Origin of the sequence: Mesorhizobium sp. 131-3-5, from assembly GCF_016756575.1 — a bacterium.
Lineage (GTDB): Bacteria > Pseudomonadota > Alphaproteobacteria > Rhizobiales > Rhizobiaceae > Mesorhizobium > Mesorhizobium jarvisii.
Genome location: NZ_AP023255.1, coordinates 310,041 through 332,586 on the forward strand (window position 1 = coordinate 310,041; position 22,546 = coordinate 332,586).

Consider the following 22,546-nt stretch of genomic DNA (forward strand, 5'->3'; position numbering starts at 1 on the left):
AAGGCCGCATGATTGGCACATGCGCGTGCGCGCGGCGGGCTCTATGATGGCGTTGTGTGAAGGTCAGGCGGCCTGCGGACCGGCGGGCTTGTCGGCTTCGCGCAGGAGCTTCCATTGCCAGGGCAGTAGTTCGTGCAGACGCGAGACGGGAAGATCGGCAATGCGGGCCAGGACGTCGGCGAGCCAGGCTTTCGGGTCGACGTCGTTGAGGCGTGCCGTGGTGATGAGGGTAAGCATAACGGCGGCGCGGTCGGCGCCGCGCTGGGAACCGGCGAAGGTCCAGTTGCGCCTTCCCAGAGCAATGCCACGCAGCGCTCTTTCGGCCGCGTTGTTGCTGAGGCAGATTCTGCCGTCGTCGACGAAGCGGGCGAAGTCGGCCCAGCGCCTGAGCATGTAGTTGATTGGCTTCAGGACCTCAGAAGAGCGCGAGAGGGTATCGCGCTCGCGGAGCAACCAGGCGTGCATGTCGTCGAGAAGTGGTTTGCTCTTCTCCTGCCGCACGGCATACCGTTCGTCAGCGCTGCGGCCGTTGATGGCGCGCTCGATCTCGAACAGCGCGTCGAGGCGCCTGACCGCCTCCAGCGCGATCGGGGAGATCGGTTTGCCCTTCTTGCCATCCCGGGCCTCTTTCGCGATGTCGGCCAATTCGAAGAATCCTCGCCGCGCATGGGCGTAGCAAAAGGCCGGCGTGATCGGCTGCTCCTTCCGCTGCGGGTCGAACAGCGGCTCGAAGCCACTGTAACAGTCGCACTGAAGGATGCCGGCGTACCCAGCCAGATGCTTCTGAGGACGCGCGCCGCGCCGGTCGCTCGAGGCGTAATAGATCGCCGCCGGCGGCGCAGGCCCACCGAAAGGCCGATCGTCCCGCACGTAAGTCCATATGCGCCCGGTCGCGCACTTGTCCTTCGCCAGGATGCGAATGGTGGTGTCGTCGCCATGAAGGCGCTCGGCCGCGAGCACATGGCGCTCGATCAGATGGAAGAGCGGCATGACGGCGAAGGTTCCGTGGCCGACCTGATCGGCCAGCGTCGACACCGGCAAGTCGATCCCCTCAGCCTTGAAGCGCGCGCTCTGGCGGTTGAGTGGAGCATGCATGCCGAACTTGTCGAACAGGATTGTCGCGAGCAGTTGGGGACCGATGAAGCCGCGCGGCGTGGCATGGAACGGCGCCGGCGGCTGGGTGATCTTCTCGCAGTCGCGGCAGGTGAACTTTTCGCGCACCGTCGCGATCAGCTTGAACCGGCGCGGGATCTCTTCCAGCGTCTCGGTCACATCCTCGCCCAGCTTGGACAGCCGGGATCCGCCGCAGCAGGCGCAGGCGCTGGGTGGCTCGATGACGATGCGCTCGCGCTCGATGTCATCCGGCCATGGCTTGCGCACCGGTCGCTTGCGCGTGAAGGGGCGCACCGTCTGCGTCTTCGCCGCCGCAGCCTGCGCGGCAAGCTCATCCTCGGTCGCCGAGGTGACGAGGTCTTCGAGCTCCAATTCCAACTGCTCGATCAGCCGCGCCGTGCGCTCGGAGCGTTGCCCGTACAGTTCGCGTTTCAGCTTCTCGATGCGCAGCTCGAGATGCACAATCCGCGCCTCGTTGTCAGACAGCATGGCCTTCGCGTTGGCGGCTTCAGCCTGCCAGTTGGCAGCATCCGCGACCGCCACATCGCGTTCAGCCTGCAACGCCTCACGTTCAGCCAGCAGCGCCGTGTAGGCGCTGGCAAGATCCGAGGGGAGCTCAACCGGCTTCGAAGTCATATGCCGATTGAATCACATTCCATTGTATTTTCAATTAAAAAATGCTACCCAACCCGAGCCGGGTCGCCACGTTTCCTGCGGGTTGCGCCAGTCTATCCCAGACAAGAGATAACTCAGTTGTGCAGGAGATACTGTCACAGCCCCACCTTCAACTGTCGGCCAGATGAATCGGCCGCGCTCGAGTCTTTTTGTGAACAGGCATGATCCTTGGCCATCATGCCAGATCACCTTCAACAAATTTCCGCGTTTCCCCCTGAAGCAAAACAGGTTGCCCCCAAGGGGATTATGTTTGAGCACCTCCTGCACCCGCAGCGCCAGTGATGGAAAGCCACATCTCATGTCGGTGTAGCCTGTAGCGAGCCACACACGCACGCCTTCTGTCGGGATCATCGCAGCATTTCCAGCCCCTGCAAGATCCGCAGCAAGACACTGACGTCGACCGTGCGGTCAACGATCACACGCCGGCCGTTGGCCCCGACGATTTCCATCCGGCCACCGGCAGACAACGCTTGGCTGGTCGCAGCTGGTACTTCAGAGTGCGATCGTGTGGGAGCCAGCTCTTGCGGATCTACATCGTGCAGGCTGGGACCGACAACACCCATGTCAATGAAGGCGACCGGTGGGGTCTCGGGCAGCGGGTTGGATCGGCCCAATCGCCCTTGCTGGGTTTGCTTCATCCAGATGAACAAGTGGTTCGCGTTCATGTCGTGACGCCGCGCCACAACCGACACGGGATCACCGGACTCTTGCGCCTCACGCACGATCGCCAGCTTCTGCTCGACCGTCCAGGAGCGGCGCCTCCGCTGTCGGCCCGCACCCGGCGGCAGCGGCAGAGCCGCGGACGTGCCCACTTCCACCGTCGACGGCTGCTCCATCGCCAGATACTTCATTCGCCAAGTGTCCACTTAATCTAAGCGGACACTAACGTCTCAAGGTACGCGTCAGCAGGCGGCCTTCAGCGTAGGCATACCATTGGAACATGCAGAGGGCGATGTGGTCGCCGAGGACTGCGGCGCCGCGGCGGCTGAAGATGGTGCAGCGATGCCCGGCCGCGCGCGGCAACGGAGGCTATGGAGTTGCGCGGAGAAGCGCGCGTTGGTCGACCTTGCGAGCGCGGCGGGGTCGTCGGTGACCGAGGTCGCGCAAGCGTTCGGCGTAGCTCCGTCACAGCTCTATACCTGGCGCAAGCAGATGGCCGGCGGCGAACTCGATACCGATCAAGCGATGGCGACCTTCGCGCGCATCGACGTGAGCGATCTGCCCGAGGTCGAACGCCCCGTCGCCGATTGCCCGGACCCGGCCGGCAGGATCGTAGTGGCCTTTCCGAACGGCGCGCGATTGCGGATCGACGGGACCGTCGATCCGACAGCACTGCGTATCGTCCTGGCGGAGTTGACCAGGTGATCACGGTGGTGCCAACCGACCAGATTTTCCTGTGCTGCGGCGCTACCGATATGCGCCGCGGGATCAATAGCCTGGCGCGAATGGTGCAGCAGGTGCTCGCGCTCAACCCGCACACCGGCGCGATCTTCTGCTTCCGTGGACGCAAGGGTGATATCATCAAGATTCTGGCGCATGACGACCAGGGATTTTGCCTTTTCACAAAGCGGCTCACCGATGGTTGTTTTGCCTGGCCGACCACCAAGGATCAGGTCGCTGTTTCGCTCACCAAGGCGGAGCTTTCGCTGCTTCTGGAGGGGATCGACTGGCGCCGGCCGAGCAAGACTTATCGGCCGCGTCTGGCTGGCTAATTTTGCTCGTTTCTTATTGATTTTGTGTCGATTTTGCTTTCGTAACAGAGGTCTTTCGGGTATGTAATTTGAGTGTCGGAACAAGCTCCCTCAACCGCTGATTTCCTCGCTCGGATCGCCCTTCTGGAGGCGGCCGTTTCTGCCCGTGACATCACCATCGCCGAACGCGATGAGCAGCTGCGAAGAGAGCGCGCCGAGGCCGCACTTCGCATCCAGCGCCTGCAGCTGCAGATCGATCGCTTCAACCGGAAGGCCTTCGGCCGCTCGTCCGAGAAGCTGGGCCAGATGCTGCTCGAGCTCGAAGATCTCGAGACCGAGGTCGCCGCCAGCGTGCCCGATATCGAGCTGCCCATCGTCGCTGACACCAACAAGGTGCGGGTGTTGCCGGTTCGCAAGCTCAACCCCAACCTGCCGCGCAAGCGGGTCGTTCGCGAGCCGTCTTGCGCATGTTGCCCGGGCTGCGGCGGCGATCTGCGCGCCATGGGCGAAGATAGCGACGAGATGCTCGATCTGGTCGCCCAGGCCTGGCAGGTGATCGAGACCGTTCGACCAAAGTACAGCTGCCGGACCTGCGATAAAATCATCCAGGCGCCGGCACCAGCTAAGGCCATTGCACGCGGCAAGCTCAGCTATGCCGCGCTCGCCCATATCATGATGGCGAAGTGGGGTTATCATCTGCCGTTCTACCGTCAGGCCCAGATGATGGCCGCCAAGGGCGTCGATATCGAGCGTTCCACGCTTGCGCGCAGCGCCGGCTACGCTGCCGCCTTGCTCCATTCGATCTACAACCGCATCCGCGAGATCGGCCGTACCCGCACCAAGATTCACACCGACGACACGCGGCTTCCGATCTTGGCGCCCGGCAAGACGCACAAGGGCGCGTGCTGGGTTTACGTCGCCGACGACCGCAATTCGGGTTCGCAGGAGCCGCCGATCGCCTGGTATCGCGCCACCATGGGCCGCGCCGGCGAGAGCGTGATGACCGAACTCGCCGGATTTGCCGGCACCCTCCAGGCCGACGGGTTCACTGGCTACAATCAGCTTTACAAGGGCGGCGCCATTCGAGAAGCCGCCTGCCTGGCCCATCTGCGTCGCAAGATATTCGACGTTCACGACAGCCAGCCGACCGAGCTCAGCACGACGGCGATGGCCGGGATCCAGGCGATCTACCGGATCGAGGAAGAGATACGCGGGCTCCCGCCCGCCGAGCGATTGGCCGCACGACGAACGCGGACCCGACCACTGGTCCGCGCGCTGCGACGACAGCTTATGCGTCAGGGCAACGGTTTGTCGCGCCATGCCGATATCGCGAAGGCCTTCGCCTATGGCGCCAGGCGATGGCGCGCGTTCAATCGCTTCCTCTACGATGGCCAGCTCGAGCCAGACAACCTGATCGCGGAGCGGGCCATTCGTGGTTTACGGTCGGCCGACGCAACTGGCTTTTCTCGGGCAGCTTCGCTGCGGCAGAGCGGTCAGCGGTCGTGCTCAGCATCATTGAGACGTGCAAGCTCTGCGGCGTCGATGCCGAAGCCTACATGGCCGACGTCACCGAGCGCATCCAGAATGATTGGCCCGCCTCGCGCTGGGACGAACTGATGCCGTGGAATTGGGTGCGCCGCGAAGAGATGCCGCTCCCCTTGGCGGCATGAGCGCGCCCGATGACATGGCGCTGTCGGACGAGGCGCTCGAGGCCTGGATGGCTGCCAAGACCAACCGCCCGCTGGTGCGGACCATGTCGGCGCTGGATGGCTTCGTAACGGCGGCGGTCACCGGGCCGCGCTACCCGGACCCGCAAGACTGGATGTGCCCGCTCATGGGGTTGCCGCGCGACGTCTTGGCCAAAGGGTCTGCGACCGATCACGCCGTGTTTGCCAGTGTCGCCAGGATCCACAATCGGATCAACGAAACGCTCTTCGACAGACCGCAGGATTATGCGCCCCGCTTCACCAGCAAGCCCAGCGGCGGCATCGACCCCCGGCCGTGGTGCCAGGGGTTCTACGCGGCCATGAACCGCAACATCAAACGCTGGAAACGACTACTCGACCTCGACAACCCCAACCACGGCCTGCTGCTGCCGATCCTGATTTACTGCGTCGACAAAAAGGGGAGACCCGTCCTCGGCAAGCCCAGGCCGGGACCCGAGACCGCGCACTTCATCGAGCACGAGGCCTACAAAGACATCGCCCTGGTCATCCCCGCCCTCCGCGAACTGCACTACGTTACCTATCATGACCCGAAGTGATCGGTGCCGGCGCGCCCATCAACGAGCGACCTAACCATCAACGCCGCATTCGGGAAAGGCGCCTTGGCGCACCGCTTACCCTGATCGCCGCGATCTGGCGGGAGATGTCGCGAATGGTCCGGCCGAGATAAGTCTTGAGCCTGCGCAGCGCCTTGTTGGCCCGCTTGAACTGCTTGGCGTGGGCATAGCGCTGGTGGCTGATCAGCGCCAGCTTGGAGACCCGCACATAGCTCTGGCGCAAATGGAGCCCCTTCCTCTTGGCCAGCCGCACCAGCCGCTCGCGCGCCCGGTGGATGAGCTTGGCGTCGGTCGGGAACATGACGTTCTTCGGCTGCACGGTGGTGTCGACGATCACCTGGCGCGTGTCGGCCGGCTTCATCGCCCCGGTCTTGACCGCAAGGCTGAGGCTCTCCTGCAACAGCGCCATGATCCGCTCCTCGCCCATGCGGCTGCGCCAGCGCGTCATCGACGAGCGGTCGAACGGCAGCGCATGACAGAAGAACACCTCACCGGTGCGATACTGGAAGTAGGGGGTTCTCCACCCAGGCTCGCACAGCACCTCGTCGGACAGGTTGAAGGTGTGCTTGAGGATCGCCAGCCCCGCCATCAGCCGGGTCGGTAGTGGCGGCATGCCAGGGCCGTCCGAATAGACGGCGCCAAAACGCTCCTCCAGCATCGGCCAGTCGATCGCCTGCGCCAGCCGCACCAGCTCGTGCTTCATGTTGATGATCTGGTCGAGCCTGGAGCGGAACAGGTCCTGCTCTCCCGTCTCGCGCTTCTCGCGTGGCCTGGACATTCGCCGTCCCCTCGATTCGCCGCCGCCCTACCGAGTGAATCTGGAGGGTTCTGTGTAGTCGCGGGCGCGATTGGGCGGGCGCGCACGGGTCGCGACTGCATTGAAGCCTGATTGAACTGAACCGCGGGATGGCGGGCGGGGCTATGGGGATTTAGGGCTCGACATTGTGTCCGAGGCGCCGGAGCGGGCTCGCCGACCGCTCTTGAGCGGTCGGCCCTCGTCGCGATGCAGGACCATCTGCGACGCGGGAGACGGCGCCATTGGGTCGTTGACGCTGAGGTGCAGCGTTGCTGGCGACAGCCGGGCTGCGACTTTGACTAGCGGCGCGCAAAGGCCCGGCGGCGACTGTAGCAGACGCCGGGATGGACGGGGCGAGCGTGTCGATGCGCAGCGTGTCATGAGGTGTCTGGCCAGGTCGGGGCCTTGCGCGGGATCGGGGATCGGGCCGAGCGAGGCCATGGCGCCGCCGCAGCCCGGACAGATGTCCAGGGACCGCCCTGTGAGACAGCGGTAACGCTGGCGATAGTCGGCGGTCGGGTCCGGCGTCAGCGGCGTGGGCGCCGCCAGAAGAAGACGGCACTGGGCGAGCTTGGCGACGCGGTGGCCGTTGGCGAGGAGGCCGTAATGGCGGATGCGATGGAATCCGTCTGGAAGTGCGTGCAGCAGGAAGCGCCGGATGAACTCGTCGGCGCTTAAGGTCATGAGCTTGTGCTTGGACTTGTCGTGGTGGCGATAGTCCTTCCAGCGGAAGCTGACCTTTCCGTGGTCCAGGCTCACGAGGCGGCTGTTGGCGATGGCGACGCGATGGGTGTAGCGGCCCAGATAGGCGAGGACCTGTTCGGAACCGCCGAACGGGGGCTTGGCGTAGACGACCCTTGCGACAGGCTAAGCCCTGGAAAGGAGAATGGAATGTAGATCCTGAAATCTTTCGAAGCGATCCAGAGGGTTCGACCCCCTCCCGGCAAAGGCGCAGCCCGCCAGCCGGAAGCGAGTCTTGCATGGGCGGCGGCAACGTCGCTCGTGAAGCGTAGACAGCGGATGCTGAAGCCATGTGTCAGCCTCGAGATTATGTGCATGCGGAGGCCTTCGGCGTGGGTAGCCCGGGGGCAGCATAACCGCCAGGGGCGAGGTTCTGGCGGCTCGGCCGGGGTCTTGGAGCAGGGCAAAGGCATGGGATGGATCGCCAGGGAACCTGTGAGATCCCGCTCACGTCCACAAGCGAAGTACGCCGGAACAGGGACCGCCGGTTGACCACGGGTCCAGGCTCGATGAGCGTCCTCCACGCTCATCGGGAGCGCCTCGGCGAGCACGAACATGGGTGGCGCATGTGGGGCCTGCGACCGAAGCAATAAGGGAGCAGGTATGCCGTGAGCGGGAAGTCGTAGCGCCTTCATAGTAGCGGTGAAGACGGGGAACTGGGCTCACCGGGACCCGACGGAGCGAAGGGAGGCGTCATGTGTAGAGAACCGTTGACCTGCAACATGGGAGGGGGCTCTGAACCCCACAAACCTGTCTACGAACCGACAACGGATAGCCGAACTGGCGAGGACGAAACGGGGTGTGGCGCTGTGCTCGCTCCATCATGTCATCGATCTGGACTGGATGAAGGAGGCCTACCGGCTGACCCGCAAGGATGGTGCCCCTGGCATCGACGGCGTCACGGCGGCGGACTATGAGGTGAACCTGGAGACCAGACTTCTGGACCTCCTGGAGCGCATCAAGTCCGGCCGATATCGCGCGCCGCCGGTCCGGCGGGCCTACATACCCAAGGCGGATGGGTCGCAAAGGATGCTTGGCATTCCGACCTTCGAGGACAAGGTGGCGCAACGCGCCATTACGATGGTGCTGGAGACCATCTATGAGGAGGATTTCTACCCCTGCTCATATGGCTTCCGACCCGGCCGCTCGGCCCATCAGGCGCTCCGCAATATGCAGAACGTGCTGTGGGCAAAGCGGCTCTATTGGGTGATCGATCTCGACATACAGAAGTACTTCGACTCGATTCCGCACTCTCACCTCCGGGCGTTCCTCGACCAGCGAGTCACGGACGGCGTCATCCGACGGATGATCGATAAATGGTTGAACGCAGGAGCCGTCGAAGACGGTCTTCTGCGCCGAACGACCGAAGGATCCCCGCAAGGAGGCGTGGTCTCGCCCTGCCTCTCGAACATCTTCCTGCACCACGTGCTGGACGAATGGTTTGAGACTGAGGTGCGGCCGCGGCTCCGTGGGGGCTGTACCATTGCCCGTTACGCTGACGATGCGCTCATGGCGTTCGACAACATCGTCGACGCCCAGCGTGTCCTGGCAGTGCTGGACAAACGTCTTGGACGGTTCGGGCTTACGCTCCACCCCGACAAGACGCGTCTCGTCGACTTTCGCCCGCGAAGGACGGAGAGCACACGGCATCCGGAGACGGATGGCACCAAGTTCGACTTTCTCGGCCTGACCCACGTGTGGGGACGGTCGCGCAGAGGCAAGGACATGGTGATGCGATCAGCATCGCCATCTCTCGTCCATGATGCGGGGCCACTTCGCCTATTATGGCGTCGGGGGAAATGCTCGGCGACTGCGATGGTTCGCCCATCAGGTCGTGAGGATATGGCAGAAATGGCTATCTCGGCGAGATCGTCAAAGCGTGTTCCGATGGACCCGCCTTAACGAAATCCTGAAACGCCATCCGCTGCCGCCAGCCAGGATTCTTCATTCGTTTGCCACCGTGAGCGAAACTCTACCATGAGGAACCGGATGCGGGAAAACTGCACGTCCGGGTCTGTGAGGGGTGGGGGCAGCAACGCCCCCACCTACTCGGCATTCGATCCGCTTCAGTCCAGCCAGTTGGGCGCAGAAAGTGGCAGGGTCGGCCAGGCTGGCAAGATCGCTGAAGAAGCGAAGCTGGCCGGCGTCGAAGGCGTCCTGCAGGCGCTCCAGGAATAGCCGCCTGAAAAGGCGCGACAGAATCCGCACGGGCAGGAAAAATCCCGGCTGGCAGGCGATCCATCGCCGGTCCCCGGCCTTCGCCGTGGCAGGCTCGAGCGACAGGCCGCCGCCCGGCACGACGCAGTGGACATGCGGATGAGGTGGAGATTTTGACCCCAAGTATGAAGCACGGCGACCACGCCGATCTCGGCGCCCAGATGCCTGGGATCGGCCGCCGCCACCCTCAAGGCTTCGGATGCGGCCTTGAACAGGATCGCATAGACCGCCGCCTTGTTCTGGAAGGCGATCTCAGCGATCTAGGCCGGGACGGTGAAGACCACGTGGAAGTATGGGACCGGCAGCAGCTCAGCCTGCCGCTCGGCCAGCCACTGGGCGCGGGCTAGGCCTTGGCATTTAGGGCAGTGGCGGTTGCGGCAGGAGTTATAGGCTTGCCGCACGAGGCCGCAGTCGGTGCACTGTTCGGCGTGACCGCCCAGGGCCGCGGTCCGGCACGCCTCCACCGCGGCCATGACCCGGCGCTCGACACGCCCGAGGTGGCCGGCATGGTCGCGGCGATAATCAGCCCCGTGACGGTGGAATACATCCGCCACTTCCAGATCCGGGCGCATGGCGCGCGACTCAGCCGGGCGGCGTGATCTCCATGTGGAGTTGGTCAAAAGGACTGGCGGTCCGGCCGATCACAGCCGTTGAGACCTGGGCGTATCGTCGTCGCCAGGCTGCGATGGCCCAGCAGCACCTGAATGATCCTTATGTCCGTGCCGGCTTCCAAAAGGTGGGTGGCGAAGCTGTGGCGAAGGGGGTGCACCGTCACCCGCTTTTCAACGCCCAGGAACTCGCAGGCTGCTCGACAGGCGTTCCCCAAGGTCTGTGGGTGGATCGGGCCGCGGCCATCGCGCCGGGGAAACAGCCATCGCCCCGGCTTGGTCAATCGCCAAATAGACGCGCAAAATCTCCAGCAACTGCGGCGACAGCATCACCCTTGCCGCCCTTGCCCTGCTCGATGCGAATGACCATCCGGCTGCTATCGATGTCCGTCACCTGCAGACGCGCCGCCTCCGTGGCGCGTAAGCCCACCGCATAGGTGGTCATCAGAGCGACCCGGTTCCTCGTCCCCTTCACGGCCTGCAGAAAGCCGACCACCTCATCGGCGCTCAGCACGACCGGCAACTTGCGCGGCGTCCGGGCGTAAGCGATCCGCTCAGGCAGATCAGATCGACCCAGCGTCACGCCATAGAAGAAACGCAAGGCGCAAACGGTCTGGTTCAACGCGCCCCAAGAGACCCTTCGGCCCACCAAGTGGGCCTGATAGGCGCGCACCTCTTCGTATCCCAGTTGATCGGGTGATCGTCCAAAAAATCGACTGAACTTCGCCACGTGATGCACGTAGGATCGCTGGGTCTCCGGTGACAAATTGCGGATCGTCAGATCTTCAATCATCCGCTGACGCAGAGGGCTTATCTGGGCCATCTGGGGTTCTCCTGTCTGGAAGGTTGGCTCGACACCAAATCTTCTCAGACAGGGGCCTCCTCAGGCCAGACCCGCGCATCAGCTACCGCGGCAGCGGTTTAGTTCAATCACGCTCCGCAGCACAAGGGAATCGTAAAACCGAATTGCAGGAAAACAGCGCCCAAATACCGCTAATCCTGCAATTCCAAACCTGCCGTCCGCCTTAATCAATATGCCAGATCAACGACTTGCGGATAGTTCACGGCCGACTACAAAGGGCCGCGTAAAGCGGTTCAGGACGGAACCGAACGCGAGATCAGACCCGATGATGGTCAAGGGCACGAGCAAAGAGGTTCATTCCCCTTTGTTCTCATGCGACTGTCGAAGTCGGGTTTGGCACAGCGATGCGGTGAGGGGGCGTCCGCCCCATCAACCCTTCAAGCGCACGGCTAAAGCGCCAGCAAAGGGACACTTTCAGGCCACCCAAGCGAGTGTAGGGTATGATCGGGCGCGGCAACTTGCTCATCGATCTGCGCAAGCGCTGCCCACATAGTTGCCTGAAGCGCGGTAATGACTGGCATTCCGTATCGTGCGTTCAACTCCGGTATAAGGTGGCGGGTGGGAAGCGCCGTGCAACTAATTAACATTGCTGTAGCATGCTTGTCGTGCGCTGCAGCAGCAATACTGCGCACCTGGTCATCAGACGCGCGATCCAGATCTTCGATTTGAGTCGTGGGAATTGGCAACACCTCAAATCCAGCCTGCGTTAAGAATTCCCTAAGCGCCTGATTGGCTTCTGCGTGATATGGCGTCCCGACCGCCACTCTTCCAGCCCGCAATGCAGTAAGCGCTCCAACGACAGCACCACTCGTTGTAAGCGCTCGGCTCGCACCTGAACCCAAGATTGAACGCCTGATCGCCCTCTCCCCTTCTAGGCCCCCTGAAAAGCTTCCAGATGTACAATTCAAAACCACTATATCGGGGTCTGTTGCAGGGAGCGTTGCGCTACTTATGAAAGTTCGAGTTGCAGGCTGAATTACCTCGGCGCTACCAATCGCTCCGTCGATGGATCCATACCGTTCCGCGCTCGTCTCAGGTATCTGTAGCCGTGTTATAATTGGAGTGACATTTTGCGGGCACCATTTCCAAATTTCGGCATCTGGCGCTGCGTCGGGGACGACTAACATCCCTATCCGTTTTGACGATCGAACGGTACTCATGCTTCACCTCACAGTTTGCTGTTTCTGTTTAGCCGCCGACGGCAACGACCGGTCGGGCAAAATAGAATAACCCTTCGTGGCCTCGACACACCCCCCCAGATAGAATAGCGTAGACGATAGACGCGGTAGGCGCGCGAATTTCGATGGGTTGTGCCGTCAGCGACTCCATGGAATGCAGGACGCCTATGAGACCTCCCTGCTTCACGTTGTCTAACCTCAATGCATCCGCCTCGACCTGCACCCGCTTCCGGTGGCTGCGCTCACGTACCAGAAGCACCGGCGCGGTAGCGGAGTCGCGCGATCACTTCATCAAGTGGTACGCCCATAGCCCGCTCTAAGTTCATCCAGTAATACTCGGCATCAGCGAGTAGCTCCTCGCGCTGGTAAGCTGCGCGTTCAGCCTTCCAGTGCCTGATCAACGCAAGCATTGTGAGCCGCGCGAGAGCCGCAACTGGCAAAAGTGGAAGTTCTGACTCGTTGATCGTCCGGCTCTGCTCGTAACCGGCGATGAAGGCAAAGGCATCCTCCCAAGGGGGATCCTTGCGGCCGACCAGGTGAGCAATCGCATTCGCGGGGTCAAAGATGACAGCGCTAAGGACCGTGTCACCAAAGTCAAGGATAGCCTTCACGAAGTCATTGCTGTGCGGATCGACCACGACATTGTTTGGAGCATAGTCACCATGGATCACTTGCATCTCAAGACTTGGCAGCCTCGGCAGTAGAACTTCTTCGAAGAGCCTAAAGGCCCGTTGAGCCAGCAGACGACGGTTGGGGTCCTGCGTGTACTCGACAAACCCTGCCCAATGGTGAAAGTGCGCAATGTCGTAAACCAAGTTCCGCGCGGCGGCTGGGTGCGCAAAAGATCCCAGTGCACTGTTTACTTGCCCCAGCATGTCTCCCAACTTAGTTAACTGCTCGGCGTTCGAATTTAACTGTTCCCATAACACCCCTTCGACGAAGCGGAAGACGCTAAGTACGCGACGGGTGCCATCGCTCAGGTCGATGGGAACGCTGTCGCTTCCATCAAGGGTCAATTCTATTCGCTGAACCGGCAACGCGTGAGCGGTATCATCGAGGTAACGCATCACGGCGGTCTGCAGCGCCGTCACCAATTCCGGCTCATCGGAGGGCGACACCTTCACGAGGTATTCACTGGCGCCAGTTGCGAGCCTCAAAGTGACGCCCTTTTCACTCGCCAGTCGTTTGACCTGTCCGCTGAGCCCATAGTGTCTCTGAAGCATGATCTTCAGCAAAGGGAGGTCGATGGACTCATGAGGCGACAACAGGCAACTCTCCTCAAGGAGACTTTGCAACACCAGGGCGGGTGACTTGTTCATATCCGTCGAGCCTCCTACAGCCGGTGTCTCGCGACAACCGCAAATGTCTCAAGGAGACGAGACGCATCGGCGGCGGTGAAGGCGACTGGGGGACGTACTTTTAATACATTGGACCCCGGGCCTGTCCGGCTGATCAGGACTCTACGATCACGCAAGTCCTTGATGATGGCTTCGCAACGAGCGGAATCGGGCTCAAGCGTCCTTTTATCCTTGACGATCTCGACCCCGAGGTACAGGCCGCTGCCGCGGATTTCGCCAACGTAAGGCGATTCCCGTGTGAGCGCCTCAAGTCCTGCGCGTAAGGTCGCACCGTTACTGACAACGCGCTCACGCACATTTTCCTGCTCGAACACATCGAGCACTGCAGACGCAGCAGCTACAGAGATCGATCTGCCACCCAACGTATTGAAGTAGCCGACCGTCTGTCCGAACTCGTGGGACACCTCGGGGCGGAAGACGACTCCGGAGATGGGGAAGCCGTTGCCCATCGCCTTGCCCATCGTGACGATGTCCGGAAGCACATCGTGTCGACTGAACCCCCACATGGAATCTCCGAGCTGAGCGAACCCCGATTGAACTTCATCCGCGACGTAGAGGCCGCCAGCGGCGTGAACCTCGTCGACGACTGCCTTCATGAAGCCAACAGGGTGAGTGAAGATCCCGTCGGAGGTGAACGCCGAATCGGTGATCAATGCCGCCAGCCGGAATCCATGCCGATCGAGATCACGGATCGCGGAACGAATCTGATCGCGCATGTAATCTTCGAGAGAACATCCAGATCCGACGAGTCGGGGGTCAGGAGCGGCGATGAGGCGGACGTTCGGTCCTAGCGGGGATCCCGCGCCCAGCATTGGGGAAAAACTCGCCACCTCGCGAGTGCGACCGTGAAACGCCCAACGGGTCGCGATGATTCCCTCGCCGCCCGTGTGGAATCTCGCGACCCGAATCGCGAGATCGTTCGCCTCGGATCCGGTGCAGGGCAAGCTTAGCTTCGACAGCGCCGGCGGAACGGTCGCAAGTAGCCGCTCTGCATAGTCAACGAGTAGCTTCTGAGGGTAGCGCGTATCGGTATTGATTGCGGCCATCTGGCGGCAAACGGCGTCCACAACATGCTTATGCGCATGGCCGACGCCCTGAACGTTGTTATACGCGTCTAGATAGTCATTGCCGTCGCGGTCGACGAGATGTGCGCCAAAGCTCGAGACAAACTCCACTGGAATCGTCTCGGAAAATTGGTAGCCAGGACCGAGCACAATGTCCCGGCGTCGCATGATGTCCTGGAGTCGATTTGGCATTCGGAGTTTCCTAGCCGCTGCAATAAATTCCATGTCCTCGAGCGCCAGTAGACAGCGGGCGGCCCGGGGGCGTCCAGTTCAATTTGCAGATTGGGCTCTTCTCGCGACGAGATGACGGCATGCAAGGCGGTAGCTGAAGTCGCGCGAGCGGGTATCAGGTGAGGCGAACCTATTAGGCGAGGTAGGTGCGGTGGCACTCGAGACATGGTAACAAACGGGGGGCAAGTTTATGAAGCCATTCAAACGGTCGAGTACGAACCAGCGAGAAGCTTCTGACTGTGACGCCCAAGGTTACACCGCAGATCTGGGAGTGCTCACAGGCGACGAGCAGGCTCGTTTCCCAGTGAAATCGGCAAGACACCCTAAGATCTGCCTTCACACAGTACCAAGATTTTATGTTGGATTGATGATTTAAAATGTAACGAATGTATCTTGCCACAGCTGAATAGTTCTGCACAGCGAAGACCGCCACTTTGGAGAATGCCACCATGAATCAAATGCACTCGACGGATAATGTCATTCCGCGGACCGATGTTCTTAAATGCACAGCGCGCATCGGCGCTGAGATCAAGAACCTCAAGCTGTCGGCCGATTTGCCGGACCAGACCATCGCGGCGATAAATGACCTAGTGCTTGAGCATAAGGTCATATTCTTCCGCGATCAGGCTCATCTCGATGACGCCGAGCAGCAGCGCTTTACTCTTCGTTTCGGAAAGCTTTCGCCATATCCGGAGGGAACGACGCCGATCTTCGAGATTGATTCCGCCAGAGAACTCGCGACTGACGTTTGGCACGTCGATTGGTCCTGCCTGCATGCTTATCCCAAGATTTCGGTGCTCCGAGGCGTTGTGATCCCTCCAGTCGGCGGCGACACGGTGTGGGCAAACACGGCGGCCGCATATCTCGACCTGCCGCCGCCGCTGCAACGGCTGGCCGATGACCTGTGGGCTGCTCACGTTGATCAACGGCCTTATGCGGAGGTCATTGGCGGAGCCAGGATTGAGACCGAGCACCCCGTCGTACGCATCCATCCCGATACTGGCGAGCACTCGCTGGTGCTCGGCTCTTACGTGGTGCATTTCCTAGGCGTCTCGACATATGACGGCCGGAGGCTAGTCGATCTATTTGAGTCTCACATAACCGCGCAGGAAAACACGGTGCGTTGGAAGTGGAACCAGGGTGACGTTGCTATTTGGGACAACCGGGCCACTATGCATTGCGCGACAAAGGACTACGGCGACCAGCGCCGCGTTGTTCATCGCACAACGGTCGAGGGCGATGTGCCCGTCAGTGTCGACGGGCGGTACAGCGTTGCGCGCTTCAAGTTTGTCGAACCAAATTAGAGAAACGACCCCCACTGAAGCGTAGAACGAACCTCATGTCAAACGAAGGAAGATGGAATCGATCTCAGCGCCCTGCGTTGTCGCGAGCGATGCAGGGCACGCAGATGCTTCAGTCGGCCGTGAACAATGAGAGGGATCACGCTTTGAGTTCCTTCGGCTGACTTTGGAGGGCGGCGATGAGAAGCCAGAGATGAGAAGCCAGAAAAAAGAGCCTTCAGCCACCTGAGCACGAGGGAGAAGTTGTAGCCTGCGGCGGCCAGGATGGCGTTGACGGCGTCGCCCTGCTTGCCGGCGAGGTAGTCGCGGCCCATCCGGTGCTCGGCCTTGATGTAGCCGATCACGGGCTCGATGGCGGAGCGGCGGCACATCTGGCGCTTGATGAGCGGGGTGACGCGACGTTTCTAGCCGCTGGTGAAGATCCTGAGCTTGTGGCTCTGCGGTGCGTTGTGGCCGCGATAGCCGGCGTCGGCGAGGATGCGGCCGATCTCGTTGCCGGTGGTCTTTTCCATTTCGGGGATGACGCTTGCGACCGTGTGGCCGTCACAGGGATTGCCGGACAGCGCCTTTGCATGCGGGGCGAACTGGCCGCCCTTGGAGCGCTTCAGCGTGGTGGCCACCGACACCTTCACCCCGAAACTCGTAAGGCGCATGCGCCTTGCCTTGCCGATGCATTCCACCTCGTGAGCGTGCAGGCTGTAGATTTTGCGGCCGCGCTGGCGCTGACGCTGCTGGAGAACGGTGGCGGCCTGGTAGAGCGGCCATTTTGAAGAGCGCGTCCAGCCCCTGATCGCCGCGATCTGGCGGGAGATGTCGCGAATGGTCCGGCCGAGATAAGTCTTGAGCCTGCGCAGCGCCTTGTTGGCCCGCTTGAACTTGTGTGGATGCCAGCCGTTTTGCAAGGAAGATTTGTACCTTTGAACGCGTGATCGAGTGCGGACTTGTGTCAGGCCTTTCGGGTGCGGCCATTTCACATGCCGCGGGCCGGTATGGTGATGCGCGGATCAGGTCCAAATCTGCTTGGCGAGCTCATGCGGCTCTCGTTCAAACACTGGTTTTCCTGACCCCGATCTGGTCGATCATTTGCCCATGCGGTTCTTGCCTTCCTCACATCCCCGACGTACCGGCTTCAGGTGCGCTGCTGAATGATCATGCGCGCACCATCGCCGGATTCCGGTAATCCTCTTGTTTCTTCAGCATGGCCCAGATGCCTCGCGCCATCTTGTTGGCCAGCGCGATTGCCACCAGCATGCGCGGCTTCTTCGCCGTCATGCGGGCGAGCCAGGAACCCTCGGGCGCACCCTTCCGGGATGCCCATTGCACCACGGCCATGGCGCCGACGATGAGCAGACGTCGAATGTCGCGCTGGCCTATCTTCGAGGTCTTGCCTAGTCGTTGCTTGCCGCCGGTCGACTTCTGCAGCGGGACCAGCCCAAGCCAAGCGGCAAAGTCACGGCCGCATTTGAATGTCTCCATCGGCGGCGCGAAGGTTTCGATGGCAAGGGCGGCGATGGGGCCGACACCGGGCATGGTCTGCAAGCGTTGCGATGTTTCACCTTTCCTGGACAGCGCGTCGATCGTCTTCTTCAGTGCGTCGAGCCGGCCAGTCAGCTGGTCGATCTGGTCCAACAGATCGCCGCAGATCTCGCGGACCAGATCCGGCAGTTCCGTGTTCTCGTCCTCAACGACCTCTGCCAGACGCCGCAGGTGGCCGATGCCTTGCGGAGCAATATGGCCGAACTCGTAAAGGTGCGCGCGCAAGGCGTTGACCAACTCGGTGCGCTGATTGACCAGCTGTTCGCGGGTGCGAAACACAATCGCCCGGGACTGCTGCTCCTCGCTCTTGGTCTCGACGAAGCGCATCGTTGGCCGCTGCGCCGCCTCGACGATCGCCTCCGCATCCGCTGCGTCGTTCTTATGCCGCTTGATGAACGGTTTGACACAGCCAGGGGCAATCAGCTTCGGCTGATGGCCAAGCCGGGCCATCTCGCGAGCCCAGTAGTGGGAAATGCCGCACGCCTCCATCGCCACGATACATGTCGGATGACCCGCCATGAACTTGCAAAACTGCAGGCGCGACAGCTTCTTGCGGAACACAACCGATCCATCAGCTGCCGCCCCGTGCAGCTGAAAGACGTTCTTTGCCAGATCGACCCCAATGATGGTAACCTTTTTCCATGGATGCCTGCCTCTCCTTTGCGTGGCGCTAACACCACAATCTTGGCACATTGCGATGCCGTCGGAGAAGGCTGGCATCCACCCCATCTGCTTTTGCGCAACCTTCAGCCCTCACGCCGCCAGATCCGTTCGACCCCGTTTGACGTTCACCACCCGCACGGTGCAGCATCACCGTGATGCGGCGATACCCGTAGCGGCCGAATTGGATGGCGAGCGCGATGATGGCGGCGGTCAAGGCCGCTTCATCATCCGGTGTCGTCGGGATCTTGCGCTGCGTGGATCGATGCTGACCGAGAACCCGGCACGCCCGTCGTTCAGGAATGCCAAGTTCAGCCACAACATGATCCACGCAGGAACGGCGACGCGCGGGCCTAGAAGTTTCCGCACGCAGCTTCCGCAAGGATCACCTTGTCCAGCGTCCGGTCGGAGACGGCGCGTCGAAGCCGGGAGTTCTCCGTCTCAAGCTCCTTCAACCACTTAACCTGATCGCCCTTCAGACTGCTGTATTCGGAGCGCCAAGGTAATATGTTACTTCCGTCACGCCTATCGATCGGATCGCTTCGGCGATCGATTTGCCCTGCGAACTCAGAACGTCACCTGCCGAAGCTTCGTGACGATCTCTTCTGCAGCGTGTCTCTTTCTCGGCATTCCTAAGTCCTCCATCGGCTCGAAAGCCATACATCAGGGAGGACCACTTTCTTTTCAGGGGGGCAGACCAGGTTCCGCCAGTCTATTCCAGACAAGAGATAACTAAGCTGTGCAGGAGATACTGTCACAGCTCCATCCTCAACTGTTGGCGATATGAAGCGGCCGCGCTCGCTCCTTGGCCATCATGCCAGATGATCCTCAACAAATTTCCGCGTTTCCCCCTGAAGCAAAACAGGTTGCCCCCGAGGGGATTATGTTTGAGGACCTCTGCACCCGTAGTGCCAGTGATGTAAAGCCACATCTCATGTCGGCGTAGCCGGTGGCAAGCCATACACGCACGCCTTCTGTCGGGATCATCGCAGCATTTCCAGCCCCTGCAAGATCCGCAGCAGGACTCTTACGTCGACAGTGCGGTCAACGATCACACGCCGACCGTTGGCCCCGATGATTTCCATCGGGCCACCGGTAGACACCGCTTGGCTGATCGTAGCCGGTACTTCAGAGTGCGATCGCTCAGGAGCCGGCTCTTCCGGCTCTACATCGTGCAGGCCAGGACCGACAACGCCCACATCAATGAAGGCGATCGGTGAGGTCTCGGGCAACGGCTTGGATCGGCCCAATCGCCCTTGCCCGGCTTGCTTCATCCAGATGAACAAGTGGTTCGCGTTCATATCGTGACGCCGCGCCACAACCGACACCGGATCACCGGACTCCTGCACCTCACCTACGATCGCCAGCTTCTGCTCGACCGTCCAGGAGCGGCGCGTCCGCTGTCGGCCCGCACCCGGCGGCAGCGGCGGAGCCGCGGACGTGCTCGCCTCCACCGCCGACGGCTGCTCCATAGCCGGATACTTCATTCACTAATTGTCCCCTTAATCTAAGCGGACACTAACGCCTCAAGGTACGCGTCAGTAGGCGGCCTCGTCGTAGGCGTACGTTCTACCTGTCGACCATCCTCGACGACTCTCCCGCTATATGACATCGCGATCTGGTCGTCGGCAACGATCCTGCATTCACGCGGTGGCGAAGTTTTGCCGGCATTTTGGCCGCTCGCCCGAGGCTTTGGCGTTGAGGATTTCCGCACCTTCACGTCGGAGCAGCGGAGTTCAGTGAAAGACGCGCTAGCCATCTGAAAACGCGATGGCACCGTCCGAGATATTATATTGGCGAATTGAAGACAGCTTGGGGCATACACGGCGGGCATCTCCCGTCATACGCCCATAGTGGATCGAGGTTAATCGACAACGGCGAGACGCGGCTGATCGATTTCGACGACTGCGGAGCGGAACTGTCAAGTCGCGGCCGCCCGCGGTCAAGTTTGGCCAAACGCCGGTGAATAACCTGAAGGCACGAGCTGGTCCTAAAAAGTCTGGAATATACTATCATTCGTGGAGGGTTGAACATGAACGAAATGCCACATGTCACATTTGATCTCGACACGCTTGGCGTGAGCACGGGCCATCTTGTTGTTCCCAAAGGCGTCGACTGCGAAGCACTTTTGCTGCCGGTCATTAGTATCAATAAAGGGGTGGGACCGCGCCTTCTTATCACTGGTGGAAATCATGGCAACGAACTGGAAGGGCCGATCGTTGCGCGGCGACTTGTTGATTGGCTGCCTGAATCGCAAACTTGTGGAAGGGTCATTATCGCACCTGAGATTAATCCACTGGCCGTAAAGGCTTGGACTCGCACCACGCCAGTCGATGGGAAAAATCTCAATCGAGTTTTTCCTGGCCGTGCCGACGGGTCAGTGAGCGAACGGATCGCTGATGCAGTTTCGCGCGTGTTGTTGCCAATGGCGGACACCGTATTTGATCTGCACAGCGGCTCATCGACATGGGATTTGCCGCCGTCGGTCATCATGCATCCTGTTGCTGATGCCGATCTGATGAACAAGATGATCCATATGGGAGAGGCATTCAAATTGCCGGTGACGTTGGTCTGGGAGCACCCTGATACAGCTGGCATGTTCGATATTGTGGCTCACAATCAAGGTAAGGTGTTAATTTGCACTGAATTCGGCGGCGGCATTGTCAGCGCCGATGCTCTAGCCATCTATGAAGATGGCGTGCGCAACGCCCTCATCGCGCTCGGGCTCATCGAGGGGGAAGTGAAGCCTCTGACCTTCGGTCAGCAGAAGTCCCCTCAGACGTTTGAAACCCTCTCGTCTGACGAGTTGAAATCTCCGGTGCGGGGCATCTTCGAACCTCGCTGCTCGCTGCTGGATGAAGTGAAGCAGGGAGGTCTTATAGGCGTCCTGCATTCCATGGAGTCGCTGACGGCACAACCCGTCGAAATTCGGGCGCCTACCGCGTCTATCGTTTACACTATTCGATCTGGGGGGTATGTCGACAGTAACGAATCGGTGGCCTTCCTTGCACGCCCCCTGAAGGTCTAAGCTCCAACAAGAGGTGAGTGATTTTCAACGGATTGTCATCCTATCGGATTGCCGAGATTTGTCCGCACGATCGGCATCGCTCGCGCCCGCACCAAGATCGGCATGGCCAACCTCGCCTACAATCTCACCCGCTTCGTTTGGCACCAGCGGCGAACTGCGTTCGTATGGCGGCGAGAGCGGCGGAAGACGCCGCCGCGATGCCGAAATCGGCAACCAGCATCAGCCCCAACGACCAAAATCCAGCCACCGCCACGCGTCAGACTGTTCACAACCTCATTGCCGCACCACTCCCTCTGGCAATGCCGGTAGTTCGAGGTATCCAGGTTCAAGAAAATCTCACAGTGCAACCGTTGTTGATGCACCGCAATACTAATTCGCGCTTATCTCCCGACAGGGCATGCCGACTGCGGCTAGACTATGAGTTCTTATAAGAACCTTTTTAGGTTTCGATAATTCCGAGGGATAATGCTTTTATAGCAGCGACCATTCTGCTGGTAGTGCCCAACTTCCGCATCACATTTTTTAAATGGAAATTCACTGTGTTTCCTGTTATGCCAAGTATAATTCCTATTTCCCATGAAGATTTACCTCTAGATGTCCACAATATGCACTCCTTTTCTCGGACAGAAAGGTCATTAACCTGCGTCGATGCGGTCGAATTGACGAATTTTGCCATCCTCAGATGGAAATGCAATGCGGCAACTTCCAAGTAAGTGATCGTTCTATTTTGGAATTCGCGGTCCGAGGGTTGAGCAAAACTCATAGTAGTAAAGCTGCCAGCGGGGCCGTGTAACGGAACAGTAACGCCTGACCGTAAGCCGAACGTCGCCGCTTCGTCTAACACGCGACGTTCGTTTTCAGTCGTGCTTGCATCAGTGTACACCTCGCTCCATCGAAAGGCGCCTACCCCCTTTCGACTTTTCTTTATGATCGGGTCTATTCTGTCATAACCCATTTTCAAGTAGCGCTTCTGCCATTCATCGGGGTAATTCAACATGATCGCCGAGTCCCGCCTGGCCGGCTTCAAAACCTTTTGGTCGGGTGCAAGCGGACCATAGGCGATCCACGGGCAATCAAAATTCAGCGCAAATGCAGACAACAGGTCGAACAACTGTTCGGATTGAGCGATACCATCAGTCTTGTCGAGAAATCGGCCTAACTCGACCGCAATCCGCGGGAGTCCCATGGTCTATCCTTCAGTTGCGT

The 22,546-nt window shown here is 60.5% G+C and carries 16 protein-coding genes and 8 pseudogenes; 8 read left to right on the plus strand and 16 right to left on the minus strand.

Features of this window, described 5'->3' with window-relative positions; all coding sequences use genetic code 11:
- Positions 1-63: 63 nt before the first annotated feature.
- Genes tnpC (JG747_RS34005) through tnpA (JG747_RS37625) form a run of 3 tightly spaced genes read right to left on the minus strand, consistent with a single transcriptional unit; the run spans position 64 to position 2,639 of the window.
- Complete coding sequence (tnpC, locus tag JG747_RS34005) at positions 64-1,749, minus strand: IS66 family transposase (protein WP_199201521.1); 1,686 nt, start codon at positions 1,747-1,749, stop codon at positions 64-66.
- Between the two features lie 30 nt (positions 1,750-1,779).
- Positions 1,780-2,139 carry an IS66 family insertion sequence element accessory protein TnpB gene (tnpB, locus tag JG747_RS34010; RefSeq protein ID WP_199201522.1) on the minus strand — a complete coding sequence of 120 codons (360 nt, stop codon included), beginning with the start codon at positions 2,137-2,139 and terminating at the stop codon, positions 1,780-1,782.
- A complete protein-coding gene (tnpA, locus tag JG747_RS37625) occupies positions 2,136-2,639 on the minus strand; it encodes an IS66-like element accessory protein TnpA (protein ID WP_446720627.1) in 504 nt (167 codons plus the stop codon). The genes tnpB (JG747_RS34010) and tnpA (JG747_RS37625) overlap by 4 nt, the downstream gene beginning before the upstream one ends.
- Positions 2,640-2,721: 82 nt before the next feature.
- Here tnpA (JG747_RS37625) and tnpA (JG747_RS34020) point away from each other — a divergent pair, with 82 nt between their 5' ends.
- From tnpA (JG747_RS34020) to JG747_RS34035, 4 genes and pseudogenes are all read left to right on the plus strand, one after another.
- Positions 2,722-3,153 (plus strand): IS66-like element accessory protein TnpA, encoded by a 432-nt coding sequence (gene tnpA / locus JG747_RS34020; RefSeq protein WP_244748498.1) that lies wholly within the window; start codon positions 2,722-2,724, stop codon positions 3,151-3,153.
- Positions 3,150-3,500, plus strand: coding sequence for an IS66 family insertion sequence element accessory protein TnpB (tnpB, locus tag JG747_RS34025; RefSeq protein ID WP_199201555.1), 351 nt, complete (start codon positions 3,150-3,152; stop codon positions 3,498-3,500). Before tnpA (JG747_RS34020) ends, tnpB (JG747_RS34025) begins: the two co-directional genes overlap by 4 nt.
- Before the next feature lie 72 nt (positions 3,501-3,572).
- A pseudogene (gene tnpC, locus JG747_RS34030) lies at positions 3,573-5,149 on the plus strand (IS66 family transposase).
- Positions 5,146-5,742, plus strand: coding sequence for a UPF0149 family protein (locus JG747_RS34035; RefSeq protein ID WP_199201580.1), 597 nt, complete (start codon positions 5,146-5,148; stop codon positions 5,740-5,742). Before tnpC (JG747_RS34030) ends, JG747_RS34035 begins: the two are co-directional and overlap by 4 nt.
- 88 nt (positions 5,743-5,830) lie before the next feature.
- On the opposite strand, the pseudogene JG747_RS34040 reads toward JG747_RS34035, so the two are convergent.
- Positions 5,831-6,538 (minus strand): annotated as a pseudogene (locus JG747_RS34040) (IS5 family transposase); the annotation flags it as partial.
- Positions 6,539-7,003: 465 nt separating this feature from the next.
- Positions 7,004-7,411 (minus strand): annotated as a pseudogene (locus JG747_RS34045) (IS91 family transposase); the annotation flags it as partial.
- 687 nt (positions 7,412-8,098) lie between these two features.
- On the opposite strand from JG747_RS34045, the gene ltrA reads away from it, so the two are divergent.
- Positions 8,099-9,199, plus strand: a complete 1,101-nt coding sequence (gene ltrA, locus JG747_RS34050; RefSeq protein WP_244748500.1) for a group II intron reverse transcriptase/maturase — start codon at positions 8,099-8,101, stop codon at positions 9,197-9,199.
- Positions 9,200-9,352: 153 nt separating this feature from the next.
- Here ltrA and JG747_RS34055 read toward each other — a convergent pair.
- The 5 genes and pseudogenes from JG747_RS34055 to JG747_RS34080 form a co-directional block, all read right to left on the minus strand.
- Positions 9,353-10,086 (minus strand): annotated as a pseudogene (locus JG747_RS34055) (IS91 family transposase); the annotation flags it as partial.
- Between the two features lie 10 nt (positions 10,087-10,096).
- A pseudogene (locus JG747_RS34065) lies at positions 10,097-10,945 on the minus strand (tyrosine-type recombinase/integrase).
- Positions 10,946-11,373: 428 nt separating this feature from the next.
- Positions 11,374-12,144: a maleate cis-trans isomerase family protein gene (locus JG747_RS37930; protein ID WP_202362418.1), complete on the minus strand. Its 771-nt coding sequence runs from the start codon at positions 12,142-12,144 to the stop codon at positions 11,374-11,376.
- A 260-nt stretch (positions 12,145-12,404) separates the two neighbouring features.
- A complete protein-coding gene (locus JG747_RS34075) occupies positions 12,405-13,481 on the minus strand; it encodes a phosphotransferase (protein ID WP_199201559.1) in 1,077 nt (358 codons plus the stop codon).
- A 14-nt stretch (positions 13,482-13,495) separates the two neighbouring features.
- Positions 13,496-14,776, minus strand: a complete 1,281-nt coding sequence (locus JG747_RS34080; protein ID WP_244748501.1) for an aspartate aminotransferase family protein — start codon at positions 14,774-14,776, stop codon at positions 13,496-13,498.
- A gap of 488 nt (positions 14,777-15,264) precedes the next feature.
- On the opposite strand from JG747_RS34080, the gene JG747_RS34085 reads away from it, so the two are divergent.
- Positions 15,265-16,119 carry a TauD/TfdA dioxygenase family protein gene (locus JG747_RS34085; RefSeq protein WP_199201561.1) on the plus strand — a complete coding sequence of 285 codons (855 nt, stop codon included), beginning with the start codon at positions 15,265-15,267 and terminating at the stop codon, positions 16,117-16,119.
- A 186-nt stretch (positions 16,120-16,305) separates the two neighbouring features.
- On the opposite strand, the pseudogene JG747_RS34090 reads toward JG747_RS34085, so the two are convergent.
- The 5 genes and pseudogenes from JG747_RS34090 to JG747_RS34110 all read right to left on the minus strand — a co-directional run.
- Positions 16,306-16,997: pseudogene (locus JG747_RS34090) on the minus strand (IS5/IS1182 family transposase); the annotation flags it as partial.
- A gap of 268 nt (positions 16,998-17,265) precedes the next feature.
- Entirely contained in the window at positions 17,266-18,345 is a 1,080-nt protein-coding gene (locus JG747_RS34095) for an IS110 family transposase (RefSeq protein WP_199201562.1), read from the minus strand.
- A 56-nt stretch (positions 18,346-18,401) separates the two neighbouring features.
- Positions 18,402-18,942 (minus strand): annotated as a pseudogene (locus tag JG747_RS34100) (transposase); the annotation flags it as partial.
- Positions 18,943-19,066: 124 nt separating this feature from the next.
- Positions 19,067-19,273 carry an IS66 family insertion sequence element accessory protein TnpB gene (gene tnpB, locus JG747_RS37935; protein WP_446720624.1) on the minus strand — a complete coding sequence of 69 codons (207 nt, stop codon included), beginning with the start codon at positions 19,271-19,273 and terminating at the stop codon, positions 19,067-19,069.
- Between the two features lie 22 nt (positions 19,274-19,295).
- Positions 19,296-19,799, minus strand: a complete 504-nt coding sequence (locus tag JG747_RS34110) for a transposase (protein WP_199201201.1) — start codon at positions 19,797-19,799, stop codon at positions 19,296-19,298.
- Between the two features lie 545 nt (positions 19,800-20,344).
- On the opposite strand from JG747_RS34110, the gene JG747_RS34115 reads away from it, so the two are divergent.
- The gene (locus JG747_RS34115; RefSeq protein WP_199201202.1) at positions 20,345-21,340 is read left to right on the plus strand and encodes a succinylglutamate desuccinylase/aspartoacylase family protein; all 996 of its coding nucleotides are present in this window, start codon (positions 20,345-20,347) and stop codon (positions 21,338-21,340) included.
- Positions 21,341-21,361: 21 nt separating this feature from the next.
- A pseudogene (locus JG747_RS37940) lies at positions 21,362-21,499 on the plus strand (IS5/IS1182 family transposase); the annotation flags it as partial.
- 280 nt (positions 21,500-21,779) lie between these two features.
- Here JG747_RS37940 and JG747_RS34120 read toward each other — a convergent pair.
- Positions 21,780-22,526 carry a LuxR family transcriptional regulator gene (locus tag JG747_RS34120; RefSeq protein WP_199201203.1) on the minus strand — a complete coding sequence of 249 codons (747 nt, stop codon included), beginning with the start codon at positions 22,524-22,526 and terminating at the stop codon, positions 21,780-21,782.
- Positions 22,527-22,546: the final 20 nt, after the last annotated feature.

Coding starts and splice junctions, on each gene's coding strand:
- tnpC (WP_199201521.1), bottom strand. CDS start 1,749: ATGACTTCGAAGCCGGTTGAGCTCCCCTCGGATCTTGCCAGCGCCTAC.
- tnpB (WP_199201522.1), bottom strand. CDS start 2,139: ATGATCCCGACAGAAGGCGTGCGTGTGTGGCTCGCTACAGGCTACACC.
- tnpA (WP_446720627.1), bottom strand. CDS start 2,639: ATGAAGTATCTGGCGATGGAGCAGCCGTCGACGGTGGAAGTGGGCACG.
- JG747_RS34035 (WP_199201580.1), top strand. CDS start 5,146: ATGAGCGCGCCCGATGACATGGCGCTGTCGGACGAGGCGCTCGAGGCC.
- JG747_RS37930 (WP_202362418.1), bottom strand. CDS start 12,144: ATGAGTACCGTTCGATCGTCAAAACGGATAGGGATGTTAGTCGTCCCC.
- JG747_RS34075 (WP_199201559.1), bottom strand. CDS start 13,481: ATGAACAAGTCACCCGCCCTGGTGTTGCAAAGTCTCCTTGAGGAGAGT.
- JG747_RS34080 (WP_244748501.1), bottom strand. CDS start 14,776: ATGCCAAATCGACTCCAGGACATCATGCGACGCCGGGACATTGTGCTC.
- JG747_RS34085 (WP_199201561.1), top strand. CDS start 15,265: ATGAATCAAATGCACTCGACGGATAATGTCATTCCGCGGACCGATGTT.
- JG747_RS34095 (WP_199201562.1), bottom strand. CDS start 18,345: ATGTGCCAAGATTGTGGTGTTAGCGCCACGCAAAGGAGAGGCAGGCAT.
- tnpB (WP_446720624.1), bottom strand. CDS start 19,273: ATGGCTTGCCACCGGCTACGCCGACATGAGATGTGGCTTTACATCACT.
- JG747_RS34110 (WP_199201201.1), bottom strand. CDS start 19,799: ATGAAGTATCCGGCTATGGAGCAGCCGTCGGCGGTGGAGGCGAGCACG.
- JG747_RS34115 (WP_199201202.1), top strand. CDS start 20,345: ATGAACGAAATGCCACATGTCACATTTGATCTCGACACGCTTGGCGTG.
- JG747_RS34120 (WP_199201203.1), bottom strand. CDS start 22,526: ATGGGACTCCCGCGGATTGCGGTCGAGTTAGGCCGATTTCTCGACAAG.